A 23,277-nucleotide genomic window follows, 5' to 3' on the forward strand; every position below is an offset into this window, starting at 1 on the left:
ACGGGATGAACGACGTCCTCGCCGCCGCCCTGCACCGCGCGGCCGGCCACCAGCACCGGTTCGAGAGCGCCTTCGCGGCCTACTTCGACGCGCTGGCCGACCCGACGGCCGGCCCGCCGACGGGCGGCGCGCCGCAGCTGCCCGGGCGGGGGCGCTTCCCCCGGCGGGCGCTGGAACTGGTGCGGGAGCTCTCGCTGCGCGGGGGCAAGCGGCTGCGGGTGGCGCTGCTGCACGAGGCGGCCGCACTGGTGGCGGAGGAGCCGGTGCCCGGGCTGGACGCGGCGGCGCTCAGCATCGAACTGCTGCACACCCACGGGCTGATCCACGACGACCTGATCGACGACGCCCCGGTGCGCCGGGGCGGCCCGTCCACCCACTACGCGTACCGGGCCGAGTTCCCCGACCGGCCGGACACCGCGCTCGCGCTCACCGTGCTGGCCGGCGACCTGGCGGCGTTCCTGGCCGTCCGGGTCCTGCTCGGCTCCGGCGGACCGCCGCCGGAGCGGGCGCAGGCGATGGCGGCGGTGGTCGCCGACGCCGGGGCGGCCGCCGTCAGCGGGCAACTCCTCGACCTGGAACGGGACTTCCCACCCGAACCGGACACCGCCTTCCTGCACGAGGTCACCGCGTACAAGTCCACCAGCTACTCGGTGCTCGCCCCGCTGCGCCTGGGCCTGCTCGCGGCCGGCACCGACCCCGCCCGCCACGACGCCGAACTGCGCGCCTACGCCGACGCGCTGGGCGTCGCCAACCAGCTCCACGACGACCGGCTCGACCTGTTCGGCGACCCGGCCGTGCTCGGCAAGCCGCTCGGCACCGACCTGCGCTCCGGCCGCCGCAGCTACCTGGTGCGCGCCCTGGCGGACGCCGGGATCGACCCGGCGGGCCGGACCCCGGACGAGGTCCGCGAGCTGGCCCGCGCCCGCGGCGTCGACCGCCGCCTGCGGGCGGAGGCGGCCCGGCACGCGGACCGGGCCGCCGGCGTGGCCGCCGGCTGGCGGGGCCGGTGGCGGGCCGAGGCGGTGGCGTTCTTCGCCCACCTGCCCGCCTGGTCCGTCACCCGCGACCACTGACCCGGGCCCGCCCCCTCCCGCCGCCTGCTGCCTGCCGCCAGCCGACCGCCGTCGCCCGGGAGCGCCCGGGAGCGCCGGGGCGGGCGGGGGCGGGCCTACGGCTCCGGGAGGAAGCCCGTCCGCCGGAAGTAGGACAGGTAGCGCAGCACCACCTCGTCGGTCAGCTCGGGCAGCGCCACGCCCAGTTCCGCGACCACCCCGGCCGTGTGGCGGGAGTCGAAGCGGCGGCCTGCCTCGGCCGTCCCGGACGGGGTGCCGCCCTCGCCGAGGAAGAGCTGCGCGGCGTTGTCGTGGCGGGCCGCGCCGGCGGCCCGCCACTGTTCGGCGGGCAGGGTGCGCAGCCGGTAGCCGAGGGTCTCGGCGACGGCGAACACCCGGTCCAGGGCGGGCGGTTCGGGGTGGGTGAGGTGGAAGGTGCCCTCCATCCGGGCGTCCACCAGGGCGGTGACCGCCGCGCTGACGTAGTCCACCGGCACCCAGCCGGTGGACCCGGCCGGCAGGTCGGGCACGGCGCCCGCCTGCAGGCAGCCCTTGACCAACTGCCAGAGCAGGTCGCGGTCCTGGCAGGCGCCGCTCGCCGTGTCGCCGCTGATCCGGCCCGGCCGGTGCACGGCCACCGGCAGCCCGCGCCGCCGGGCCAGCGCGACCAGGCCCTCGGCGACCCACTTGCTCCGCGCGTACCCGTCCGGCAGGTTCTCGGCGGGCCCGGCCGGGGTGGTCTCGGTGACCGGCTCCGGGCCGCCGCCCGGCGGGTGGACGCCGGTGGTCGACACGTAGTGCAGGCCCGGCGAGCCGGAGTCCGCCAGCAGCCGCAGCAGCTCCTCGGTGCCGCCGACGTTCGCCGCCCGCAGTTCCCGGTAGCCGGCCGCGAAGTTCACCCGGGCGCCGTTGTGCAGCACCGGCCCGAGCCGGCGCAGCAGCGCCGCCCGGACGCCCGGCTCCAGGCCCAGGCCCTCCGCGGCCAGGTCGCCGGGCAGCGCCCGCACCAGCGGCCGGTAGCGCTCCTGCCACAGGCCGTACCGGCGCAGGTTCTCCTCCAGCCGCCGGGCCCCGTCCTCCGGGCCGGACGCCCGCACCAGGCAGTCGACCGGCCCGCCGGTGCGCTCCAGCAGGTCGCGCAGCAGGAACGCGCCGAGGAACCCGGACGCCCCGGTCAGCAGCGGCACGGGGGAGGGGCGGGCCGGGCCCCGGCGCAGCGCCGTGACGTCCGCCGCCAGCCGCACCTCCGCCGCCCAGTCGGTCACCTCCTCGGCGGGGGCGGCCCCCGACTCGTCCAGCAGCCGCCCGACGCCCGCCACCGTCGGCGCCGCGAACAGCGCCCGCAGCGACAGCCGCCGCCCGCAGCGCTCCTCGATCCGCTGGGCCAGCGTCACCGCCAGCAGCGAGTGCCCGCCGAGCGCGAAGAAGTCGTCCGTGACCCCGACCTCCGGCACGCCCAGCACCTCGGCGAACAGCCCGCACAGCTCCCGCTCCCGCGCGGTGCGCGGCGCCCGCCCGGCGGCCCGCGGGCCCCCGGGGGCGGGCAGCGCCCGCCGGTCCACCTTGCCGTTGGGCGTCACCGGCAGCGCCGCCAGGGCCACGAACGCGGTGGGCACCAGGTGCTCCGGCAGCGTCCGGGCCAGCCCGGCCCGCAGCTCCTCCGGCCCGCCGCCGCCCACCGTGTACGCCACCAGCCGGCGGTCGCCCGGACGGTCCTCCCGGACCAGCACGCAGGCCGCGGCCACGCCCGGCAGCGCGGTCAGCGCCGCCTCCACCTCGCCCGGCTCGATCCGGAAGCCGCGCAGCTTCACCTGCTCGTCCGCCCGCCCGACGTACTCCAGCCGCCCGCCCCGCCCCCAGCGGGCCAGGTCGCCGGTGCGGTACATCCGGGAGCCGTCCGCCGCCGCCGGGTCGGCGACGAAGCGCCCGGCGGTCAGCCCCGGACGGCCCAGGTAGCCGCGCGCCAGGCCCGCGCCCGACACGTACAACTCGCCCACCACGCCCGGCGGGACGGGCTCCAGCCGGGCGTCCAGCACCCGCACCCGGGTGCCGTCGACCGGGGCGCCGATCGGCACCGTCCGCCCCGGCGCGAGCGGCCCCTCGCCGCTCTGGAAGCCGCTCATCGTCGCGCACACCGTGGTCTCGGTCGGGCCGTACGCGTTGACCAGGTACCGCCCCCGCGCCCACCTGCGGGCCAGCGCGGGCGGGCAGGCCTCGCCCGCCAGCACCAGCGTGGTCCGCTCCGGCAGCGAGTCGGCCGGCAGCACCGCCAGCGCGGCCGGCGGCAGCGTCAGGTGGGTGATCCCGTGCGCCCGCACCCGCTCGGCCAGCGCCGGGCCCGGCAGCAGCGCCTCCCGGGCGTCCAGCTCCAGGCAGGCCCCCGACAGCAGCGCCATGCACAGCTCCCAGAACGCGGCGTCGAAACTCACCGACGCCAACTGCAGCACCCGGCTGTCCTCCGTCACCCGCAGCCGCTCCCGCTGCGTCGCCGCCAGCGCCGCCACGCCCCGGTGGGTCACCACCACGCCCTTGGGCCGGCCGGTCGACCCCGAGGTGTAGATCACGTACGCCGGGTGCGCCGGGTCGACGTCCGGCAGCGCCGCCGGAACGTCCTCGGCGAGCTCCCCGGGATACAGGTGCGGCACCCCGGAGGCGGGCAGCCCCCGGTGCGCCCCCGGCGTGGTCAGCAGCAGCCTCGGCGCCGCGTCCGCCAGCATGTACGCCAGCCGGGCCGCCGGGTAGTCGGTGTCCAGCGGCAGGTACGCCGCGCCCGCCCGCAGCACCGCCAGCAGCGCCACCACCAGCCCGGCGTCGCGCGGCAGCGCCACCGCGACCCGGTCCTCCGGTCCGACGCCGCGCGCCACCAGCCGCCGGGCCAGCGCCCCGGACCGGGCGTCCAGCTCGCGGTAGGTCAGCACCCCGTGCGGGTCGCGGACCGCCGGGGCGTCCGGCGTGCGGCGCGCCCGCGCCGCGAACAGCGCCGGGAACGACGCGCCGGGCCCGGCCGCCGGCCCGGTGCCCCAGCGCTCCAGCCGGGCCCGCTCGGCCGGGGAGAGCACCTCGTACGCGTGCAGCGGCAGCCCCGGGTCGGCGGTGACCGCCGCCAGCAGCCGCACCAGCCGTTCGGCCAGCGCCGCGACGGTGTCGGCGTCGAACAGCGCCGTCGCGTAGTCGACGGTGGCCAGCAGCCCGCCGTCCGGGTCCGGGTCGGCGGTGAAGGTGAAGGAGAGGTCGAACTTGCTGGCGCCCAGGTCCACCGGCACCGGCTCGACCCGCAGGCCCGGCAGTTCGGCGGGCGCGGCGGGGACGTGGTTCTGCAGCACCAGCATGGTCTGGAACAGCGGGTGGTGCGCGGCCCGCGGCGGGTTCAGCAGCTCCACCAGCCGCTCGAACGGGACGTCCTGGTTGGCGTACGCCGCCAGGTCGAACTCCTTGACCCGGCCCAGCAGTTCACTGAAGGTCGGATCGCCCGACAGGTCGGTGCGCAGCACCAGCGTGTTCACGAAGAAGCCGACCAGGTCGGCCGTCGCCTCGTCGGTGCGCCCGGCCACCGCCGTGCCCAGCGGCACGTCCCGGCCGGCGCCGTGCCGGGACAGCAGCAGCGCCAGCGCCGCCTGCAGCACCATGAACTCGCTGCAGCGGGCCGCCCGGGCCAGCCCGGTGAGCGCCCGCGCGGTGGCCGCGTCGACCGCGAAGCGGTGGGTGGCGCCCTCCCGTCCGCCCTCCCGCCCGCCGTCGGCCGGACCCGGCCGGTCGACCGGCAGCGCGACCCGCTCGGGCAGGCCGGCCAGCGCCTCCCGCCAGAAGGCCGACTGCCGCGCGAGCACGCCGTCCTCGTCGTCCTCCGCGCCCAGCAGCCCGCGCTGCCACAGCGTGTAGTCCGCGTAGTCCACCGGCGGCGGGCTCCACCCGGGCGCCGCCCCGGCCAGCCGGGCCCGGTAGGCGGCGGCCAGGTCGCGGAAGAGCGGCGCCAGCGAGGAGCCGTCCGCCGCGATGTGGTGCACCACCAGGACCAGCACGTGCTCGTCCGCCGCCAGCCGCAACAGGGCCACCCGCAGCGGCAGTTCGCGCTCCACGTCGATCGGGTCGGCCACCGTCGCGGCGATCCGGTCGGCGCACTTGCCCGGCTCCACGTCCTCCACCGCGAACGGCACCCGCACCTCGCCGGGCGCCACGATCCGCTGCAGCGGCCCGTCCCCGTCCGTCGGGAAGAGCGTGCGCAGCGCCGCGTGCCGGGCCACCGTGTCCGCGCAGGCCAGCCGCAGCGCGTCCACGTCCAACCCGCCGGTCAGGCGCACCGCGAACGGGATGTGGTACGTCGCCGACGGCCCGTCCAGCCGGTGCAGGAACCACAGCCGCCGCTGGGCGTGCGACAGCGGCACCCGCTCCGGCCGCGCCCCCCGGCGCAGCGCCGGCCGGGCCGGCCGGCCCGCGTCCCGCAGCGCGGCCGCCAGCGCCGCCACGGTCGGGTGCTCGAACAGGGTGCGGATCTCCGCCTCCGCGTCCAGCGCCGACCGGATCCGGCCCACCAGCAGCGTCGCCAGCAGCGAATTGCCGCCCAGCGCGAAGAAGTTGTCGTCCGCGCCGACCCGCTCCACCCCCAGCACCTCGGCGAACAGCCCCGCCAGGATCTCCTCCCGGCCCTCGCCCGGCGCCCGCCCCGCCGGGGCGGCCCCGCCCGACGGCGCGGGCAGCGCCGCCCGGTCGAGCTTGCCGTTGGCCGTCAGCGGCAGCGACTCCAGCACCAGCACCGCCGAGGGGACCATGAACGCCGGCAGCCGCCGCGCCGCCTCCGCCAGCAGCGCCCCCGGCTCCGCGACCCGCCCCGCCGCCGGGACGACGTACGCCACCAGCGCCCGGTCGCCCGGCAGGTCCTCGCGCACCAGCACGCACGCCGCCCGCACCGACGGGTGGGCCCGCAGCACCGCCTCCACCTCGCCCGGCTCGATCCGGTGCCCGCGCAGCTTCACCTGCTGGTCGGCCCGCCCCGCGTACTCCAGGCCCGACCGCCCCCAGCGCACCACGTCACCCGTGCGGTACATCCGCCCGCCGGCCGGCCCGAACGGGTCGGCGACGAACCGGGCCGCCGTCAGCCCCGGCTGCCCCAGGTAGCCGCGCGCCACCCCCGGACCCGCCAGGTACAGCTCGCCCTCCGCGCCCTGCGGCACCGGCCGCAGGGCCCCGTCCAGCACGTACGCCCGCACCCCGTCCAGCGGCCCGCCGACCGGCGGCACCCCGTCCGGCCCGTCCGCCGCGCCCACCCGGTGCAGCAGCGCGAAGGTGGTCGCCTCGGTCGGCCCGTACGCGTTCAGCACCCGGGTGGCCGGGTGCGCCGCCGCCAGCCGCTGCATCACCCCCGGCGCCGCCGCCTCGCCGCCCGCCGCCACCAGCCGCAGCAGGCCCAGCGCGCCCGGATCGGTCTCGGCCACCACGTTGAACAGCGCCGTGGTCAAGAACGCCGCCCGCACCCCGTCCCGCTCCACCGCCGCCCGCAGCGCCGCCGGCTGCAGCACGCCCTCCGGCGCCAGCACCACCCGGCCGCCGTTCAGCAGCGGCACCCACAGCTCGAAGGTCGCCGCGTCGAAGACGTACGCCGAGTGCAGCAGCACCGCCCCGGCCACCCCGTCCCACGCCCGGTCCGCCGCCAGCGCGCCGACATCGCCGTGCGTCACGCCCACGCCCTTGGGGCGGCCGGTCGAGCCCGAGGTGAACATCACGTACGCCAGCCGCCGCCCGTCCGCCGGACCCGGCAGCGCCCCCGGCGCGGCCGGGCCGCCCGCCCGCACCCGGCCCGCGCCGTCCACCACCAGCACCCGCACCTCCGGGCCCAGCCCGCGCACCCACGGGTGCGCGGCGCCCGCCGCGTCCACCACCAGCAGCCTCGGCGCCGCCGCCGCGGCCACCGCCGACAGCCGCTCGGCCGGCCAGCGCGGATCCAGCGGCACGTACGCCGCCCCCGCCCGCAGCACCCCCAGCGGCGCCACCACCTGCGCCGCCGACCGGCCCAGCAGCAGGCCCACGCCCTCCTCCGGCGCCGCACCCAGGCCGGCCAGCGCCCCCGCCAGGTCCTCGGCCGCGGCGACCAGACGGCGGTACGTCAGGTGCTCGCCCGCGCCCGCCACCGCGGTCGCCTCCGGCCGTTCGGCCGCGATCCGGGCCACCGCCGCCGCCACGTCGCCGACCGCCGCCCCGGCGGGCAGCGGCGCGCCGGTGCCCCGGGCCAGCAGCGCCCCGCCCTCGCCGTCCAGCAGCACCGGCAGCGCGTCCGCCCGGCCCTCCAGGCCGTCGGCCAGCGCGGTCAGCAGCCGCTCCAGCCGGGCCGCGATCCGCTCCACCCCGGCCCGGTCGAACACCGACGGGCGGAAGGCGAAGGTGAACCGCAGCGTCCGCCCCGGCGCCACCGTCAGCGTCAACGGGTAGTGCGCCGCGTCCGCGCCCGCCATCCCGGTCACCGCCAGCCCGCCCGGCAGCCCCCGCCCGGCCGCCCGCAGCCCCTCCGCGTCCAGCGGGTAGTTCTCGAACACCGCCAGGGTGTCGAACAGTTCGTCCAGCCCCGTCACCGCCCGCACGTCGCCCAGCCCCACGTGCTGGCTGCCCAGCAGCGCGCCCTGCCCGTCCTGCAGCCGGGCCAGCAGCGCGGCCGCGCTCTCCCCGGGACGCACCGTCAGCCGGACCGGCACCGTGTTGATGAACAGGCCGACCATCGACTCCACGCCCGGCAGCTCCGGCGGCCGACCCGACACCGTCGTCCCGAACAGCACGTCCGAGCGGCCGGTCAGCCGCGCCAGCAGCAGCCCCCACGCGCCCTGCACCAGCGTGTTCGGGGTCAGCCCGTGCGCCCGGGCGGTGGCCCGCAGCCGCCCGGCCACCGCCTCGTCCAGCTCCAGCACCACCGCCTCGGGCAGCTCGCCCGCGTGCGCCGACGCCGCCGTCCGGCCCGCCAGCAGCGTCGGCCCCTCCACCCCCGCCAGCGCCGTCCGCCACGCCGCCAGCGCCGCCTCCCGGTCCTGGCCGGCCAGCCAGGCCAAGTACGAGCGGTACGGCGCCACCCGGGGCAGCCCGGACGCGTCGCCCCGCCGCGCGTACAGCTCGAACAGCTCGCGCAGCAGCAGCGGCACCGACCAGCCGTCCAGCAGCAGGTGGTGCGCGGTCAGCACCAGCCGGTGCCGGTCCGCCCCGGTGCGCAGCAGCGCGCAGCGCAGCAGCGGCGGCCGGTCCAGGTCGAAGCGGCACACCCGGTCCGCCGCCAGGAACACCCGCAGCCGCTCCTCCGGGTCACCGCCGCCGTCCGCCAGGTCCCGCACGGTCAGCGGCACCGGCACCTCGGCGGCCACCGCCTGCACCGGCTGGTCCAGGTCCTCGTGCAGGAACCCCACCCGCAGGTTGGCGTGCCGCCGCAGCAGCGCCGCCAGCGCCGCCCGCAGCGCCTCCTCGTCCACCGCGCCCTCCAGGTCGAGGACGAACTGCGAGGTGTAGACGTCCACCCCCGCGGAGTCGTACAGCGCGTGGAAGAGCATGCCCGCCTGCAACGGCGTCAGCGGCAGTACGTCCTCCAACTGGAACCCGGTCATGCGCGTCCACCCCACTTGTTCTTCAGTCGGTCGAGCTGGGCCTGGTCCAGGGAGACCAGGGGGAGGTCGGACGGCGTCCAGCCGCCCGCGTCGGGCTGCGCGGAGTGCTCCGCGATCGCGCGCAGCGCCCGGTCGAAGGCCTCGGCGAGCGCGGCCACGTCCGCCTCGGCCAGCAGGTCGGCGGCCCACGTCCAGCGCACCAGCAGGCGCGGACCGTCCGGCCCGTCCTCGGTGTGCGCGTTGACGTCCAGCACGTGGTGCACCGGCATCCCCGGGTCGGCCGGGGCCGGGGCGCCGCCCTCCGGCAGCACCTCCCAGTCCGCCGGGCCCGCGCCGGGCGCCGGGTAGCGGCCCAGGTAGTTGAAGCCGAGCCGGGGCCCCGCCCCGCCCGCCAGCCGCTCCCGGCCCGCCGGGTCCAGGTGCCGCAGCACCCCGTACCCCACGCCCCGGTCCGGCACCGCGCGCAACTGCTCCTTCACGTTCTTCACCGCCCGGTCCACCAGACCCGGGTCGAACCGGCCCGGATCGCGCGGATCCAGCGGCCCCGGATCCAGCAGCACCGGGTACAGGCTGGTGAACCAGCCGACCGTCCGCGACAGGTCGACGCCCTCGGCGAGCTGCTCGCGCCCGTGGCTCTCCAGCCCCACCAGGACCCCGCCCGGCCCGTCCGCGGCCTCGAAGCGCCGCGAGCGCACCGCCAGCGCGAGCGCCGTCAGCAGCACGTCGTCCACCCCGGCGTGGAACGCCTGCGGCGCCGTGGTCAGCAACGCCCGCACGCACCCGGCCGCCGGACGGGTCGTCAGCGTCCGCGTCCGCCCCGCCGTGTCCCGGGACGGGTCCAGCGCCGGGCCGTCCGGCCGCCGGGCCGTCGCGGCCTCCCACAGCGGCAGCTCGGCCGCCCGGACGCCGCCCGCGCCCTGCGCGGCCAGCAGCCGCGCCCAGGACCGGTACGACGTCCCGACCGGCGGCAGCGCGGCCGCCGTCCCCGCCGAGACCGCGCGCCAGGCCGTCACCAGGTCCTCGACCAGGATCCGCCAGGACACCGCGTCCACCGCCAGGTGGTGCACCAGCAGCAGCAGCCGCCCGCGCGCCCCCGGCCCCGCGTCGCACCACACCGCCTCGAACACCCGGCCCGCCGCCGGCCGCAACCGCCCCCGGGCCCGCTCGCCGGCCGCGGCCAGCACCGCCCGCACCTGCTCCTCGCCCAGCCCCGCGACGTCCACCCGCTCCAGCCGCTCCGCGACCGGCACCGCCCCGGACGGCAGTACCTCCAACAGCGCACCGCCGCCGTCCGCCGGGTCGGCCGTCGGGCGGACGACCCGCATCCGCAGCGCGTCGTGGTGGTCGACCAGGAGTCGCAGGGCGGCCGCCAGCCGGCGCTCGTCGGCGTCCGCCGGGGTGCGCAGCACGGCGGACTGGTGGTAGCCGTCGGTGGGGCCCGGGCGCTCCAGGAACCAGGCCGCGATCGGGGTCGGCGGCATCGTCCCCGTGCCGTCCTCGGCCGGGGCCGGGGCCGGGCCGTCCTCGGCGGCGGACGCGGCGACCGCCGCCACCGCCTCCGGGGTGCGGTGCAGGAAGACCTCGCGCGGGGTGATCCGCAGGCCCGCCTCCCGGGCCCGGCTGACCAGCTGGATGGAGAGGATGCTGTCGCCGCCCAGCGCGAAGAAGTCGTCGTCGGGATGGACCTCCGGCACCCGCAGCACCGCCGCGAACACCTCGCACAGCACCCGTTCGCGCGCCGTCAGCTCCCGCCCGCCGCCGCCCGCCGACCGTTCCGGCAGCACCGGGTCGGGCAGCGCCCGCCGGTCGGTCTTCCCGTTGGGCAGCAGCGGCAGCGCCGCCAGCCGGACGAACGCCGAGGGCACCAGCGAGGGCGGCAGCGCCGCCGCCAGCCGGGCCCGCAGCCCGGCGTCCGCGGGCGGCTCTCCGGCGTCCGGCGCCGGCACCAGGTAGGCCACCAGCCGTCCGCCGCGCACCAGCACGCAGGCCGCGCCGACCCCGTCCAGGGCGGTCAGCGCCGCCTCGACCTCGCCGGGCTCGATCCGCAGGCCGTGCAGCTTGACCTGGTCGTCGGCCCGGCCCGCGTAGCGCAGCAGTCCGTCCGCGCCCAGCCTGGCCAGGTCGCCGGTGCGGTACATCCGCTCGCCGGGGGCGCCGAACGGGCAGGCCACGAAGCGTTCGGCGGTCAGGCCCGGCCGACCCAGGTAGCCGCGGGCCAGGCCGGCCCCGGCGAGGTACAGCTCGCCCGGCACGTTCGGCGGGACGGGGCGCAGGTCCTCGTCCAGGACGTACGCCGAGGTGTGGTCTACCGGGGTGCCCAGCGGCACGCCGCCCGGCCCGTCGGCCGCCGGGCGCCAGCGGTGCGCGCTGGCGTCGATGGTGGCCTCGGTCGGCCCGTACAGGTTGTGCACCTCGACGCCCCAGGCCCGGCGCGCCTGCCCGGCCAGCGCGGCGGTCAGCGGCTCGCCGCCGCACAGCACTGCCCGCAGCGCGGTCGGCGGCCGCTCCCGGCCGGCCGTCTCGCCGAGCACCAGGTTCAGCAGCGAGGGCACGAACTGGGCCAGCGTCACGCCGAGTCCGCGGATCCGGGCGAGCAGCCCCGCCGGGTCGTGGTCCAGCTCCGGCGGCACCGGGCAGGTCGCGCCGCCGTGCAGCAGCGGCAGCCAGGTCTCCCACACCGAGGCGTCGAAGCTCGGCGAGGTGCGGGCCAGCACCCGGTCGTCGCCGGTCAGTTCCAGGTACCCGGCCATCCAGGCCATGTGGTTGACCAGCGCGCCGTGCGGCACCAGCACGCCCTTGGGACGGCCGGTGGAACCCGAGGTGTGGATCACGTACGCGGCGTCCAGCGGCCCCGGCTCCGGCAGCTCGGACGACGGCGGCCCCGACGGGTCCGCGAGCGCCTCGGCGTCCAGCACCAGCACCGGCACCGGCAGTTCGGGCAGCTCGGCGCGGAACGCCGCCGCCGTCACCAGCAGCACCGGCCGGGCGTCCTCGACCGCGAAGCGCAGCCGGGCCGCCGGGTAGCGCGGGTCCAGCGGCAGCCAGGCCGCGCCCGCCTTGGCGACCGCCAGCATCGCGACCACCTGCTCGACCGTGCCCGGCAGGGCCAGCGCGACCACGTCGCCCCGGCCGACGCCGCGCCCGCGCAGCAGCCGGGCCGCCGCGTCGGAGCGGGCGTCCAGCTGCGCGAAGGTCAGGCTCCGCGCGCCGTCCGCGCCGTCCAGCACGGCGACGGCGTCCGGCGTGCGCGCGCACTGGGCGCGGAACGCCGCCGGCACCGAGAGCCCGGCGCCCGCGCCCCGCACCGGCCCGCGCGCGGCGACCGCCAGCGCGGCCCGCTCCGCGCCGTCCAGCACCTCCACCGCCCGCACCCGCCGCGCCGGATCGGCGGCCAGCACGCCCAGCAGCCGCACCAGCCGGTCCGCCAGCGCCCGGGCGGTCGCCGCCTCGAACAGGTCGGTGGCGAACTCCAGCGTCCCCTCCAGCCCGCGCGGCCGGCCCCGGTCGTCGCGCCGCTCGGCGAAGGAGAAGGTCAGGTCGAACTTGCTGACGCCGGTGCGCACCGGCTGCCGCGCCACCGCCAGGCCCGGCAGGTCGAGTTCGGCGTCCGCGTTGTTCTGCAGCACCAGCATGACCTGGAACAGCGGGTGGCGGCTCTCGGTCCGCTCCGGCTCCAGCGCGTCCACCAGCCGCTCGAACGGCACGTCCTGGTGGGCGTACGCCGCCAGGTCGAACTCCCGGACGCGGTCCAGGACCTCCTCGAAGGTCGGGTCGCCGGACAGGTCGGTGCGCAGCACCAGCGTGTTGACGAAGAAGCCGACCAGGTCGTCCAGCGCCTCGTCGGTGCGGCCCGCCACCGGCGTGCCCAGCGCGACGTCCTCCCCGCCGCCGTGCGCCCGCAGCAGCACCGCCAGCGCCGCCTGCAGCACCATGAACAGGCTGCACCCCCGGGCCCGGGCCAGCGCGTCCAGCGCCCGGTGGGTGTCCTCGTCCACGGGGAAGTCGAACGCCTCGCCCCGGTGCGAGGCCGAGGCCGGCCGGGGCCGGTCCGCGGGCAGCTCCAGCACGTCCGGCAGGCCCTCCAACGCCTCCTGCCAGTAAGCGAGCTGACGCGCCGCCAGGCTCGCCGGATCGGCCTCCTCGCCGAGCAGGCCGCGCTGCCACAGCGTGTAGTCCGCGTACTGCACCGGCAGCGCGTCCCACTCCGGCGCCCGCCCCGCCGACCGGGCCCGGTACGCCTCGCCCAGCTCCCGGGCCAGCGGCGCCAGCGACCAGCCGTCACCCGCGATGTGGTGCACCAGCAGCACCAGCACGTGGTGCTCCGGCGCCGTCCGCAGCAGCCGGGCCCGCACCGGGCGCTCCACCGCCACGTCGAAGGCGTACGCCGTCTCGGCCGTCAGCACCTCGTCCAGCCGCCGCGGGTCGACGTCCCGCGGCGCCAGGTCCAGGTCCGCGCCCGCCGCGTCCAGCACCACCTGGCGCGGCACGCCCCCGGACTCGGGGAAGACCGTGCGCAGCGACTCGTGCCGCTCCACCACGTCCCGCAGCGCCCGCTCCAGCGCGAGCGCGTCCAGCGGCCCGTCCAGCCGCAGCACCAGCGGCACGTTGTACGTCGGGCTCGGCCCCTCGAAGCGGTGCAGGAACCACAGCCGCTGCTGCGCGTACGACAGCGGCAGCTCCGCCGGCCGCCGCCGCGCCCGCACCAGCGCGGGCCGGGACGCCCCGGCGCCGTCCAGCGCCGCCGCCAGCCGGGCCGGCGTCGGGTGCTCGAAGACGGTGCGCACCTCGGCGTCCACGTCCAGCGCCGCGCGCAGCCGGGCCGCCAGCCGGGTGGCCAGCAGCGAGTGCCCGCCCAGCGCGAAGAAGTCGTCGTCCGCGCCCACCGACGCCCGGCCCAGCAGGTCCGCGAACAGGCCGCAGACCAGCTCCTCGCGGGCCGTGCGCGGCGCCCGCCCGCGCCGGGGCGCCCGCTGCTCCGGCGCGGGCAGCGCCGCCCGGTCCACCTTCCCGTTCGGGTTCAGCGGCAGCGCCGCCAGCACCACCGCCGCCGCCGGCACCATGTACCCGGGCAGCACCCGGCCCACCGCGGCCAGCAGCTCGGCCGGCTCCGGCCGCGCTCCCGCCGCCGGCACCACGTACGCCACCAGCCGCCGGTCGCCCGGCACGTCCTCGCGCACCAGCACGAACGCGTCCGCGACCTCCGGCAGGCCCGCCAGCACGCCCTCGATCTCGCCCGGCTCGACCCGGTAGCCGCGCAGCTTCACCTGCCCGTCGGCCCGCGCCACGTACGCCACCTCGCCGTCCGCCGTCCACCGCACCAGGTCGCCGGTGCGGTACATCCGGCTCCCGTCCGCCGCGAACGGGTCCGCCACGAAGCGGTCCGCCGTCGCGCCCGGCCGCCCCAGGTAGCCGCGCGCCACGCCCCGGCCCGCCAGGTACAGCTCGCCCACCACGCCCGGCGCCACCGGGTTCAGCGCCCCGTCCAGCACGTGCAGCCGCATCCCGTCCAGCGGCCGGCCGATCGGCGGCGGCCCCGCCGCCTCCGGCCGCACCGCGTGCCGGGTCGCGAACGTCGTCGTCTCGGTCGGCCCGTACACGTGCAGCACCCGGGTGTCCGGCGCCGTCGCCGCCACCCGCTGCATCGCGTCCGGCGAGGCCAGCTCGCCGCCCGCGCACACCACCCGCAGGCCCGCGAACACGCCCGGATCGGTCTCCGCGACCACGTTGAACAGCGCCGTGGTCAGGAACACCGCCGTCACGCCCCGCTCCTGCACCGCCACGTCCAGCCCCCGGGCCTCCAGCAGCCCGCCCGGCGCGACCACCACCCGGCCGCCGTTCAGCAGCGGCGCCCAGATCTCGAACGTCGAGGCGTCGAAGACGTACGCGGAGTGCATCAGCACCGCGTCCACCGCGCCGTCCGCCCAGGCCGCGTCCGCCGCCAGCGCCGCCACGTCCGCGTGCGTCACGCCCACGCCCTTGGGCAGGCCGGTCGAACCCGAGGTGAACATCACGTACGCCAGCGCCGCCGGGCCCGGCACCGCGCGCGGCCGCTCCGGCCGCTCCGGCACGCCGCGCAGCACCCCGCCGAGGCGGTCCAGCACCACCAGCGGCAGGCCCAGGCCCGCCACCCACGGCTCGGCCGCGCCCTCCTCGTCCACCACCAGCAGGCGCGGGGCCGCCACCGCCGCGACCCGGTCCAGCCGCTCGGCGGGCCAGCGCGCGTCCAGCGGCACGTACGCCGCCGCCGCCCGCACCGCGCCCAGCGAGGCCACCACCTGCGCCGCCGACCGGCCCAGCAGCACCCCGACCCGGTCCTCCGGGCCCACCCCGTGCCCGGCCAGCACCGCCGCCAACCCGGCCGACAGCGCGTCCAGTTCGGCGTACGACAGGGCCGCCTCGCCGTCCACCACCGCCACCGCGCCCGGCGCGGAGCGCACCCGGCGGGCGAACAGCGCGGGCAGCGTCGCCTCCTCGGCCGCCCCGGACGGCAGCGCCCGGGCGGTGCCCCAGCGCGCGATCCGCCGGTGCTCCTCGGCCGTCAGCAGGTCGTACCCCGACAGCCGCCGGTCCGGCTCCGCCGCCACCGCCTCCAGCAGCCGCACCAGCCGCGCCGCCAACGCCTCGGCGGTCGACCGGTCGAACAGCGCCGTCGCGTACTCCAGCCCCGCCGCCAGGCCCCCGCCCTCCTCCTCGGAGAACGCGAAGGTCAGGTCGAACTTGCTCAGGCCGTTGTGCACCAGCCGCTGCTCCACCGCCAGCCCCGGCAGCTCCGCCCGGGCCGTCCGCTGGTTCTGCAGCACCACCAGGGTCTGCACCAGCGGGTGGTGGTCGCGGGCCCGCACCGGGTTCAGCTCCTCCACCAGCCGCTCGAACGGCACGTCCTGGTGCGCGTACGCCGCCAGGTCGAACTCCCGCACCCTCCCCAGCAGTTCACGGAACGTCGGATCGCCCGACAGGTCGGTGCGCAGCACCAGCGTGTTCACGAAGAACCCGACCAGCTCCTCCAGCCCCGGATCCGTCCGCCCCGCCACCGGCGCCCCCAGCGGCACGTCCTCCCCGGCGCCGTGCCGGTGCAGCAGCACCGCCACCGCCGCCCGCAGCACCATGAACAGCGTGCTGCCCGCCGACCGGGCCACCCCCAGCAGCGCCGCGTGCGCCCCCGCCGACAGCTCGAACTCCACCACCGCGCCGCGCGGATCCGCCACCGCCGGCCGCGCCCGGTCCCACGGCAGCTCCACCAGCCCCGGCAGACCCGCCAACGCGCCCCGCCAGAAGGCCAGCTGCTCCCGCAGCAGCTCCCCGTCCGGACGCAGCAGCTCCCGCTGCCACAGCGCGTAGTCCGCGTACTGCAACCCCGGCCCGCCCGGCGCCGGCCGGCCCTCCAGCCGGGCCCGGTACGCCGCGCCCAGGTCCCGCACCAGCGGGCCCAGCGACCAGCCGTCGCCCGCGATGTGGTGCAGCACCAGCACCAGCACGTGGTGCTCCGGCGCCGCCCGCAGCAGCCGGGCCCGCAACGGCGGGTCCACCAGCACGTCGAACGGCTCGGCGACCGCCGCCAGCACCGCCCCCTCCAGGTCCTTCGGCGCCACCCCCTCCACCACCGGACGCGGCGCCGCCTCCGCCGCCGCCAGCACCCGCTGGTACGGCACGCCCCCGGCCTCCGGGAACACCGTGCGCAGCGACTCGTGCCGCTCCACCACGTCCAGCAGCGCCCCGCACAGCGCCCCGGCGTCCAGCGCGCCGCGCAACTCCAGCACCAGCGGCAGGTTGTAGACCGACCCCGGACCCTCCATCCGGTTCAGGAACCACAGCCGCCCCTGCGCGAACGACAGCGGCACCGGATCCGGCCGCCGCGCCGCCACCACCGCCGGCCGCCGCGCCGCCGCCGGATCCAGCACCCGGGCCAGCGCCGCCGCCGTCGGGTGGTCGAACAGCGTCCGCACCGAGAGCTCCGCCCCCAGCACCGCCCGCAGCCGGCCCACCACCCGCATCGCCAGCAGCGAGTGCCCGCCCAGCTCGAAGAACCCCTCCTCGGGCCCGACCACCGGACGCTCCAGCACCTCCGCGAAGACCCCCGCGACCAGCTCCTCCCGCGCCCCGCGCGGACCCCGGCCCCCGTCCCGCGCCCGCTCCTCCCGTGGCGCGGGCAGCGCCGACCGGTCCACCTTCCCGTTCGGCAGCAGCGGCAGCGCCGCCAGCACCACCACCGCCGCCGGCACCAGGTGCCCCGGCAGCACGCCCGCCAACGCCTCCCGCAGCGCCGGGCCCGACACCCCCGCCCCCACCGCGTACCCCACCAGCCGGGCCCGCCCCGGCACGTCCTCGCGCACCACCGCGCAGGCCGCCGACACCCCGTCCAGCGCGGCCAGCGCTGCCGCCACCTCGCCCGGCTCCACCCGGAACCCGCGCAGCTTCACCTGCTCGTCCGCGCGCGCGACGTGGTGCAGCAGCCCGTCCGCCGACCACCGCACCAGGTCACCGGTGCGGTACATCCGCGCCCCGCCGCCCTCGAACGGATCCGCGACGAACCGCTCCGCCGTCAGCCCCGGCCGGTGCAGGTAGCCGCGCGCCAGGTTCGGCCCCGACAGGTACAGCTCGCCCACCACCCCCACCGGCACCGGCCGCAGCGCCCCGTCCAGCACGTACGCCCGCATCCCGTCCACCGGCCGCCCGATCGGCACCGACCCGCCGGACGCCACCGGCTCCGCCCCGGTGCTCCGGTGCGCCGTCGCGTCGATGGTGGCCTCCGTCGGCCCGTACAGGTTGTGCACCGCGACGCCCCAGCGCCGCGCCACCGCCGCCGCCAACCCGGACGGCAGCGCCTCGCCGCCGCACAGCACCGCCCGCAGCCCGGAGGCCGGCGCCGCCGGCCGGGCCTCGGCGCGGTCGCCCGCCGGCGCGGCGTCCGGACCGCCCTCGGCGAGGACCAGCGCCAGGTGCGAGGGCACGAACTGGGCCACCGTCACGTCGAAGCGGCGCATCCAGTCGAGCAGTTCGCGCGGCTCCCGGTTGGCCCCCGCCGGGGTCACGCAGACCTCGGCGCCGCAGGTCAGCGGCAGCCACAGCTCCCACACCGAGGCGTCGAAGCTGGTGGAGGTGCGGGCCAGCACCCGGTCGTCCGGCGTCAGTTCCAGGTGCCCGGCCATCCACGCCATGTGGCTGGCCAGCGCCAGGTGCGGCACGACCACGCCCTTGGGACGGCCGGTCGACCCCGAGGTGTAGATCACGTACGCGGCGGCCGCCGGGTCGAGCGGCCCGGCCTCCCCGCCCGGCGCCGGGACCGGCAGCGGCTCGTCCAGCGACAGCCGGGGCACCGCCCCCGCCGCCGCCAGGTCGGCCGGCCCGTCCGCGTCCGCGAGCAGCAGCGCGGGCCGCGCGTCGTCCAGCATCTGCCGGATCCGCGCCGCCGGGTAGCCCGGGTCGACCGGCAGGTACGCCGCGCCCGCCCGCAGCACCGCCAGCATCGCGACCACCGTCCGCACCGACGGCTCGGCGGCCAGCGCCACCAGCGCGCCCGCGCCGACCCCGCGCCCGCGCAGCACGCCCGCCAGCGCGTCGGCCCGGGCGTCCAGCTCGGCGTACGTCAGCCGGGTGCGGGCGTCGCGCACGGCGGGAGCGTCCGGCGTGCGGGCGGCCCACGCGGCGACCGTCGCCGGCACGTCCAGCTCCGGCAGCGGACGCGCCGCGCCCCGGCCGCGCGCCAAGGCCCCGGCCCGCTCCTCCGCCGTCAGCGGGTCCACCGCCCCGACGGTCAGCTCCGGGTCGTCCGCGACCAGGGCCAGGACCCGGGCGAACCGGTCCGCGAGCGCCCGCGCCGTCGCCGGCTCGAACAGCTCGGCGGCGTATTCCAGGTGCCCGCCCAGCCGGGGCCCGCCGGCCCCGTCCGCCGCGCCTGCCGCGTCCGCGGCGTCCACCGCGTCCACCTCGTCCACCTCGACGAGCGAGAACGTCAGGTCGAACTTGCTGGTGGCCGGCGGCCCCGACAGGTCCCGCACCGCGACGCCCGGCAGGTCGAGCACGGCCGGGCGCTGGTTCTGCAGCACCAGCATGGTCTGGAACAGCGGGTGGTGGCCGCCGGACCGGTCCGGGTTGAGGGCCTCCACCAGCCGCTCGAACGGCAGGTCGGCGTTCTCGAACGCGGCCAGGTCGAACGCGGCGACCCGGCGCACCAGTTCACGGAAGCCCGGGTTCCCGGAGAGGTCCGCGCGCAGCACCACGGTGTTGACGAAGAACCCCACCAGCTCGTCCAGCGCCTCCTCCGTCCGCCCGGCCACCGCCGTCCCCACCGGGACGTCGGTGCCCGCGCCGTGCGCGTGCAGCGTCACCGCCAGCGCCGCGTGCAGCACCATGAACGGCGTGCACCCGCACTCCCGGGCCAGCCGCACCAACCGCCCGTACGTCCCGGCGTCCAGCTCGAACGGCACCGCCCCGCCCCGGTGCCCGGGCACCGCCGGACGCGGCCGGTCCCACGGCAGCGCGACCGGCCCCGGCAGCCCGGCCAACGCCTCCTCCCAGAAGGCGAGTTGCCGCACCGCCGGACCCGTCGGACCGTCCTGCGCGCCGAGCAGCCGCCGCTGCCACAGCGCGTAGTCCGCGTACTGCACCCGCAGGCGCGGCCAGTCCGGCTCCCCGCCGCCGGCCACCCGGGCCCGGTACGCCGCCCCCAGGTCCCGGCACAGCGGCGCCAGCGACCAGCCGTCCGCCCCCACGTGGTGCAGCACCAGCACCAGCACGTGCCGCTCCGGCCCCACCCGCAGCAGCCGCGCCCGCACCGGCAGGTCGACCGCCAGGTCGAACGGCGCCCCCGCCAGCCGCGCCACCTCCCCGGCCACCCAGGCCTCCGGCTCCGCCCCGGGCCCGTCCGCGGGCTTCCCCCGCCCCGCCCCGGCGGGCTCCGCGTCCTGCCCGCCGGCGAACCCGCCCGCCGGGGGAGCGGTGACCTCCAGCGGCACCAGCGCGGCCGCCGCGGCCGGCTCCAGGACCACCTGCCGGGGCCGGCCGTCCCGCTCGGGGAGGACCGTGCGCAGGCTCTCGTGGCGGGCCAGCACGTCGGCCAGGGCCAGGCGCAGCGCCGCCTCGTCCAGCGGGCCGTCCAGCGCCAGCACGAGCGGGACGTTGTAGACGTCGTCGCCCGCGCCCGCCGCCCGGTTGAGGAACCACAGGCGCTGCTGCGCGTACGACAGCGGCAGCGGGTCGGGTCTCTCCGCCGCGACCAGCGCGGGCCGGCCGCCGTCACCGCCGTCGCCGTCAGCGCCGCCGTCGCCGAGCGCCGCGGCCAGCGCGGCGACCGTCGGGTGGGCGAAGACCTCGCGCAGGCCGAGCTCCGCGCCGAGCGCGGTGCGGATCCGGGCGGCCAGCCGGGTGGCGAGCAGCGAGTGGCCGCCGAGGGCGAAGAAGTCGTCGTCGACGCCGACCCGGTCCAGGCCCAGCACCTCGGCGAACAGGCCCGCCAGCACCTCCTCGCGCGCGGTGCGCGGCGCGGTCCGGGCCGAGGCGGGGAGCGCGGGCGCGGGCAGCGCCGCCCGGTCCACCTTGCCGTTGGCGTTCAGCGGCAGCGCGTCCAGCAGGACGAACGCGCCCGGCACCGTGTACGCGGGCAGCACCCGGCCGAGCGCGCGGGCCAGCCCCGGCCCGTCCGGCCGCGCGCCCGGCGCGGGCACCACGTACGCGACCAGCCGGGGGTTGCCGGGCACGTCCTCGCGCACCAGCACCCGCGCGTCGTGCACGTCGGCGCGGGCCAGCAGCGCGTTCTCCACCTCGGCGGGCTCGATCCGGAAGCCGCGCAGCTTGACCTGCCCGTCGGCCCGCCCCACGTACTCGATGTCGCCGCCCGCCGTCCAGCGCACCACGTCGCCGGTGCGGTACATCCGGGCGCCGCCGCCCTCGAACGGGTCCGCGACGAACCGCCCGGCGGTCAGCCCGGGCCGCCCCAGGTAGCCGCGGGCCACGCCCGCGCCGCCCACGTACAGCTCGCCCGGCAGGCCCGCCGGGACGGGCCGCAGCGCCGCGTCCAGCACGTACAGCCGCATCCCGTCCAGCGCGCGGCCGATCGGCGGCACCCCGGACGCGTCCGGGCGCACCTCGTACCGGGTCGCGAAGGTCGTCGTCTCGGTCGGCCCGTACACGTGCAGCACCCGGGTGCCCGGCGCGGCCTCGGCGATCCGCCGCATCAGGTCCGGCGCGGCCGCCTCACCGCCCGCCGCGACCAGCCGCAGCCCGGCGAACGCCGCCGGGTCGGTGCGGGCGATCTCGTTGCACAGCGCGGTGGTGAGGAACACCGCGCCCACCCCGTCCCGGGCCACCGCCGTCCGCAGCGCCCGCGCGTCCAGCACGCCCGGCTCCGCGACCACCACCCGGCCGCCGTTCAGCAGCGGCGCCCAGATCTCGAACGTCGAGGCGTCGAAGACGTACGCCGAGTGCATCAGCACCGCGTCCACCGCGCCGTCCGCCCAGGCCGCGTCCGCCGCCAGCGCCAGCACGTCCGCGTGCGTCACGCCCACGCCCTTGGGCAGGCCGGTCGAACCCGAGGTGAAGACGGTGTACGCCAGCCGCTCGCCGCGCACCGGCCCCGGCAGCGCGCCCGGCCGCTCCGGCCCGCCGCGCAGCACGGCGCCCGCCCGGTCCACCACCAGCACCGGCAGGCCCAGGCCCGCCACCCACGGCCCGGCCGCGCCCTCCTCGTCCACCACCAGCGCCCGCACCCGGCCCACCCCGGCCACCCGGTCCAGCCGCTCGGCCGGCCACCCCGGGTCCATCGGCACGTACACCGCCCCCGCCAGCACCGCGCCCAGCGAGGCCGTCACCACCGCCGCCGACCGCCCCAGCAGCACCCCGACCCCGTCCTCCGGACCCACCCCGTGCCCGGCCAGCGCCCGGCCCAGCGCGCCCGCAGACCGCTCCAGCTCCCCGTACGAGAGCACCGCGCCGCCGTCCAGCACCGCGGGCGCCGCCGGGTCCCGGCGCACCCGCGCGGCGAACGCCGCCGCCAACCCGCCGCCCGCCGCCGTCCCCGCCGCCGGCCCCGGCAGCGCCGCGCCCCGGCCGCCGTCCAGCAGCGCCCGCGCCTGCGCCGGGTCGACCAGCGGCAGCCCGTCCACCGGCGCGTCGGCGCCCGCCCCGGCGAACGCGGCCAGGAAGCCCAGCACCGCCCGCTGGTGCAGCCGGACCTCCTCGGGGTGGTACAGCGCCGGATTGCTGTCGAAGCCGACCAGCGGACCGGTGCCCTCCGAACGCTCCGAGACGAACAGCGACATGTCGTCCACCGGGCCGACCGACAGCACCCGGGAGACGGCCGGGCTGCCCGCGAAGTCCAGCGCGTAGTCGTAGCCCATGACGTTGACCACCAGGTCGGTCAGCCGCGCCCCGCCGTCCGCCAGGTTCAGCTCCCGGGCCAGCTCCTCGCGCGGGAAGCGCCGGTGCCGCAGCGCCCCGCGCATCTCGGCGGCCACCGCCCGCACCAGGGCGCCGACCGTCGCGCCCGGCGCGACCGCCAGCGGCAGCGGCAGGATCGTCGCGGTCATCCCGACCGCCTGCCGCAGCGCCCCCGGCCGCCCGTGCGAGGCCAGCCCCACGCACACCTCGGACCGGCCCGAGACCCGCGCCGCGTACGCCGCCACCGCCGCCACCAGGACGGCGCTCCAGGTGGTGCGGCTCTCCGCCGCCAGCCGCCGCAGCCCGTCGAAGACCGGCAGCGCCAGCGTCCCGCCGGTGTGCAGCGCCCCCGCCCCCGAGCGCTCCGGCCCGGGGGCGCCCGCCCCGCCCGGGGCCAGGTCGGTGCGCCGCCGCAGCAGCCCCGCCCCGCTCCCGTCCGCCCGGTCGGCGAACCGGCCCACCCAGTACGCCCGGTCCGCCGCGAACCGCTCCGACGCCCGGTAGGCCGCCTCGTCCGCGACCAGCGCGCCCAGCGGCCCGCCCGGCGCCACCGCCGCCTCCTCCGGGTCCGCCCCGCCCACCAGGCGGGTGTACAGCTCGGCGGTCGCCCGGGCGACCAGCGCGCCGCTCAGCCCGTCCATCGCGATGTGGTGGAAGCGGACGTACCAGTAGTGCAGCTCCGGCCCCAGCCGCAGCAGCGCGTGGTGGTGCGCGGGCGCCGCCACGTCGTCCACCTCGGCCAGGTCCGCGGCCATGTACCGCTCCGCCGCCGCCACCGGGTCCGCCGCCCCGGACAGGTCCACCAGCCGCAGCCGCCGCCTGGGCGCCTCCGGCCGCACCACCCGCTGCCGGACCCGGCCGTCCTCCTCCACCAGCACCGTGTTCAGGCTGTCGCACAGGTGCACCACCCGGTCGACCGCCGTCGCGAACAGCCCCTCGTCGAGCCCGCCGCGGATCTCGAAGCACTCGGCGATGTTGTACTTCGGACTCTCCGGATCGAGCAGCTGGCCGTACCGCACGCCCTGCTGCGCCGCGGTCAGTTCCAGCAGTTCGGAAGCGGGTCCGGTGGACGGGACGGGACGGTTTTCGGGCATGCCGACGACACCTCGGTTCGTGGGGGTTTTCCAGCGATGAACGGGGAGCACCACGGACGCGGGCGGGCCGGTCGAACGGTCCGGGAGCGTCCGCGGGTGAATTCCCGCCGAAGGGAAGGGACTGCCGCCGGAACCGCGGAAAGCGGTTCCGGGCCGCGCCGGGAGAATCCGGGCCCACGGCGGGGAGAA

General features: G+C 78.8%; 3 protein-coding genes. 1 reads left to right on the plus strand and 2 read right to left on the minus strand.

Annotation, left to right across the window (positions count from 1 at the left end; translation table 11 throughout):
• The first annotated feature begins 5 nt into the window (after window positions 1-5).
• Window positions 6-1,073, plus strand: a complete 1,068-nt coding sequence (locus ACZ3J7_RS13040; RefSeq protein ID WP_465619868.1) for a polyprenyl synthetase family protein — start codon at window positions 6-8, stop codon at window positions 1,071-1,073.
• A 95-nt stretch (window positions 1,074-1,168) separates the two neighbouring features.
• On the opposite strand, the gene ACZ3J7_RS13045 is transcribed toward ACZ3J7_RS13040, so the two are convergent.
• Together ACZ3J7_RS13045 and ACZ3J7_RS13050 are read right to left on the minus strand one after the other, a co-directional pair.
• Window positions 1,169-8,623 carry an amino acid adenylation domain-containing protein gene (locus ACZ3J7_RS13045; protein ID WP_465619870.1) on the minus strand — a complete coding sequence of 2,485 codons (7,455 nt, stop codon included), beginning with the start codon at window positions 8,621-8,623 and terminating at the stop codon, window positions 1,169-1,171.
• Window positions 8,620-23,088, minus strand: a complete 14,469-nt coding sequence (locus ACZ3J7_RS13050) for an amino acid adenylation domain-containing protein (protein WP_465619872.1) — start codon at window positions 23,086-23,088, stop codon at window positions 8,620-8,622. Before ACZ3J7_RS13050 ends, ACZ3J7_RS13045 begins: the two co-directional genes overlap by 4 nt.
• Between the last annotated feature and the right edge of the window lie 189 nt (window positions 23,089-23,277).

It is taken from the genome of Kitasatospora sp. NPDC015121 (assembly GCF_055562955.1).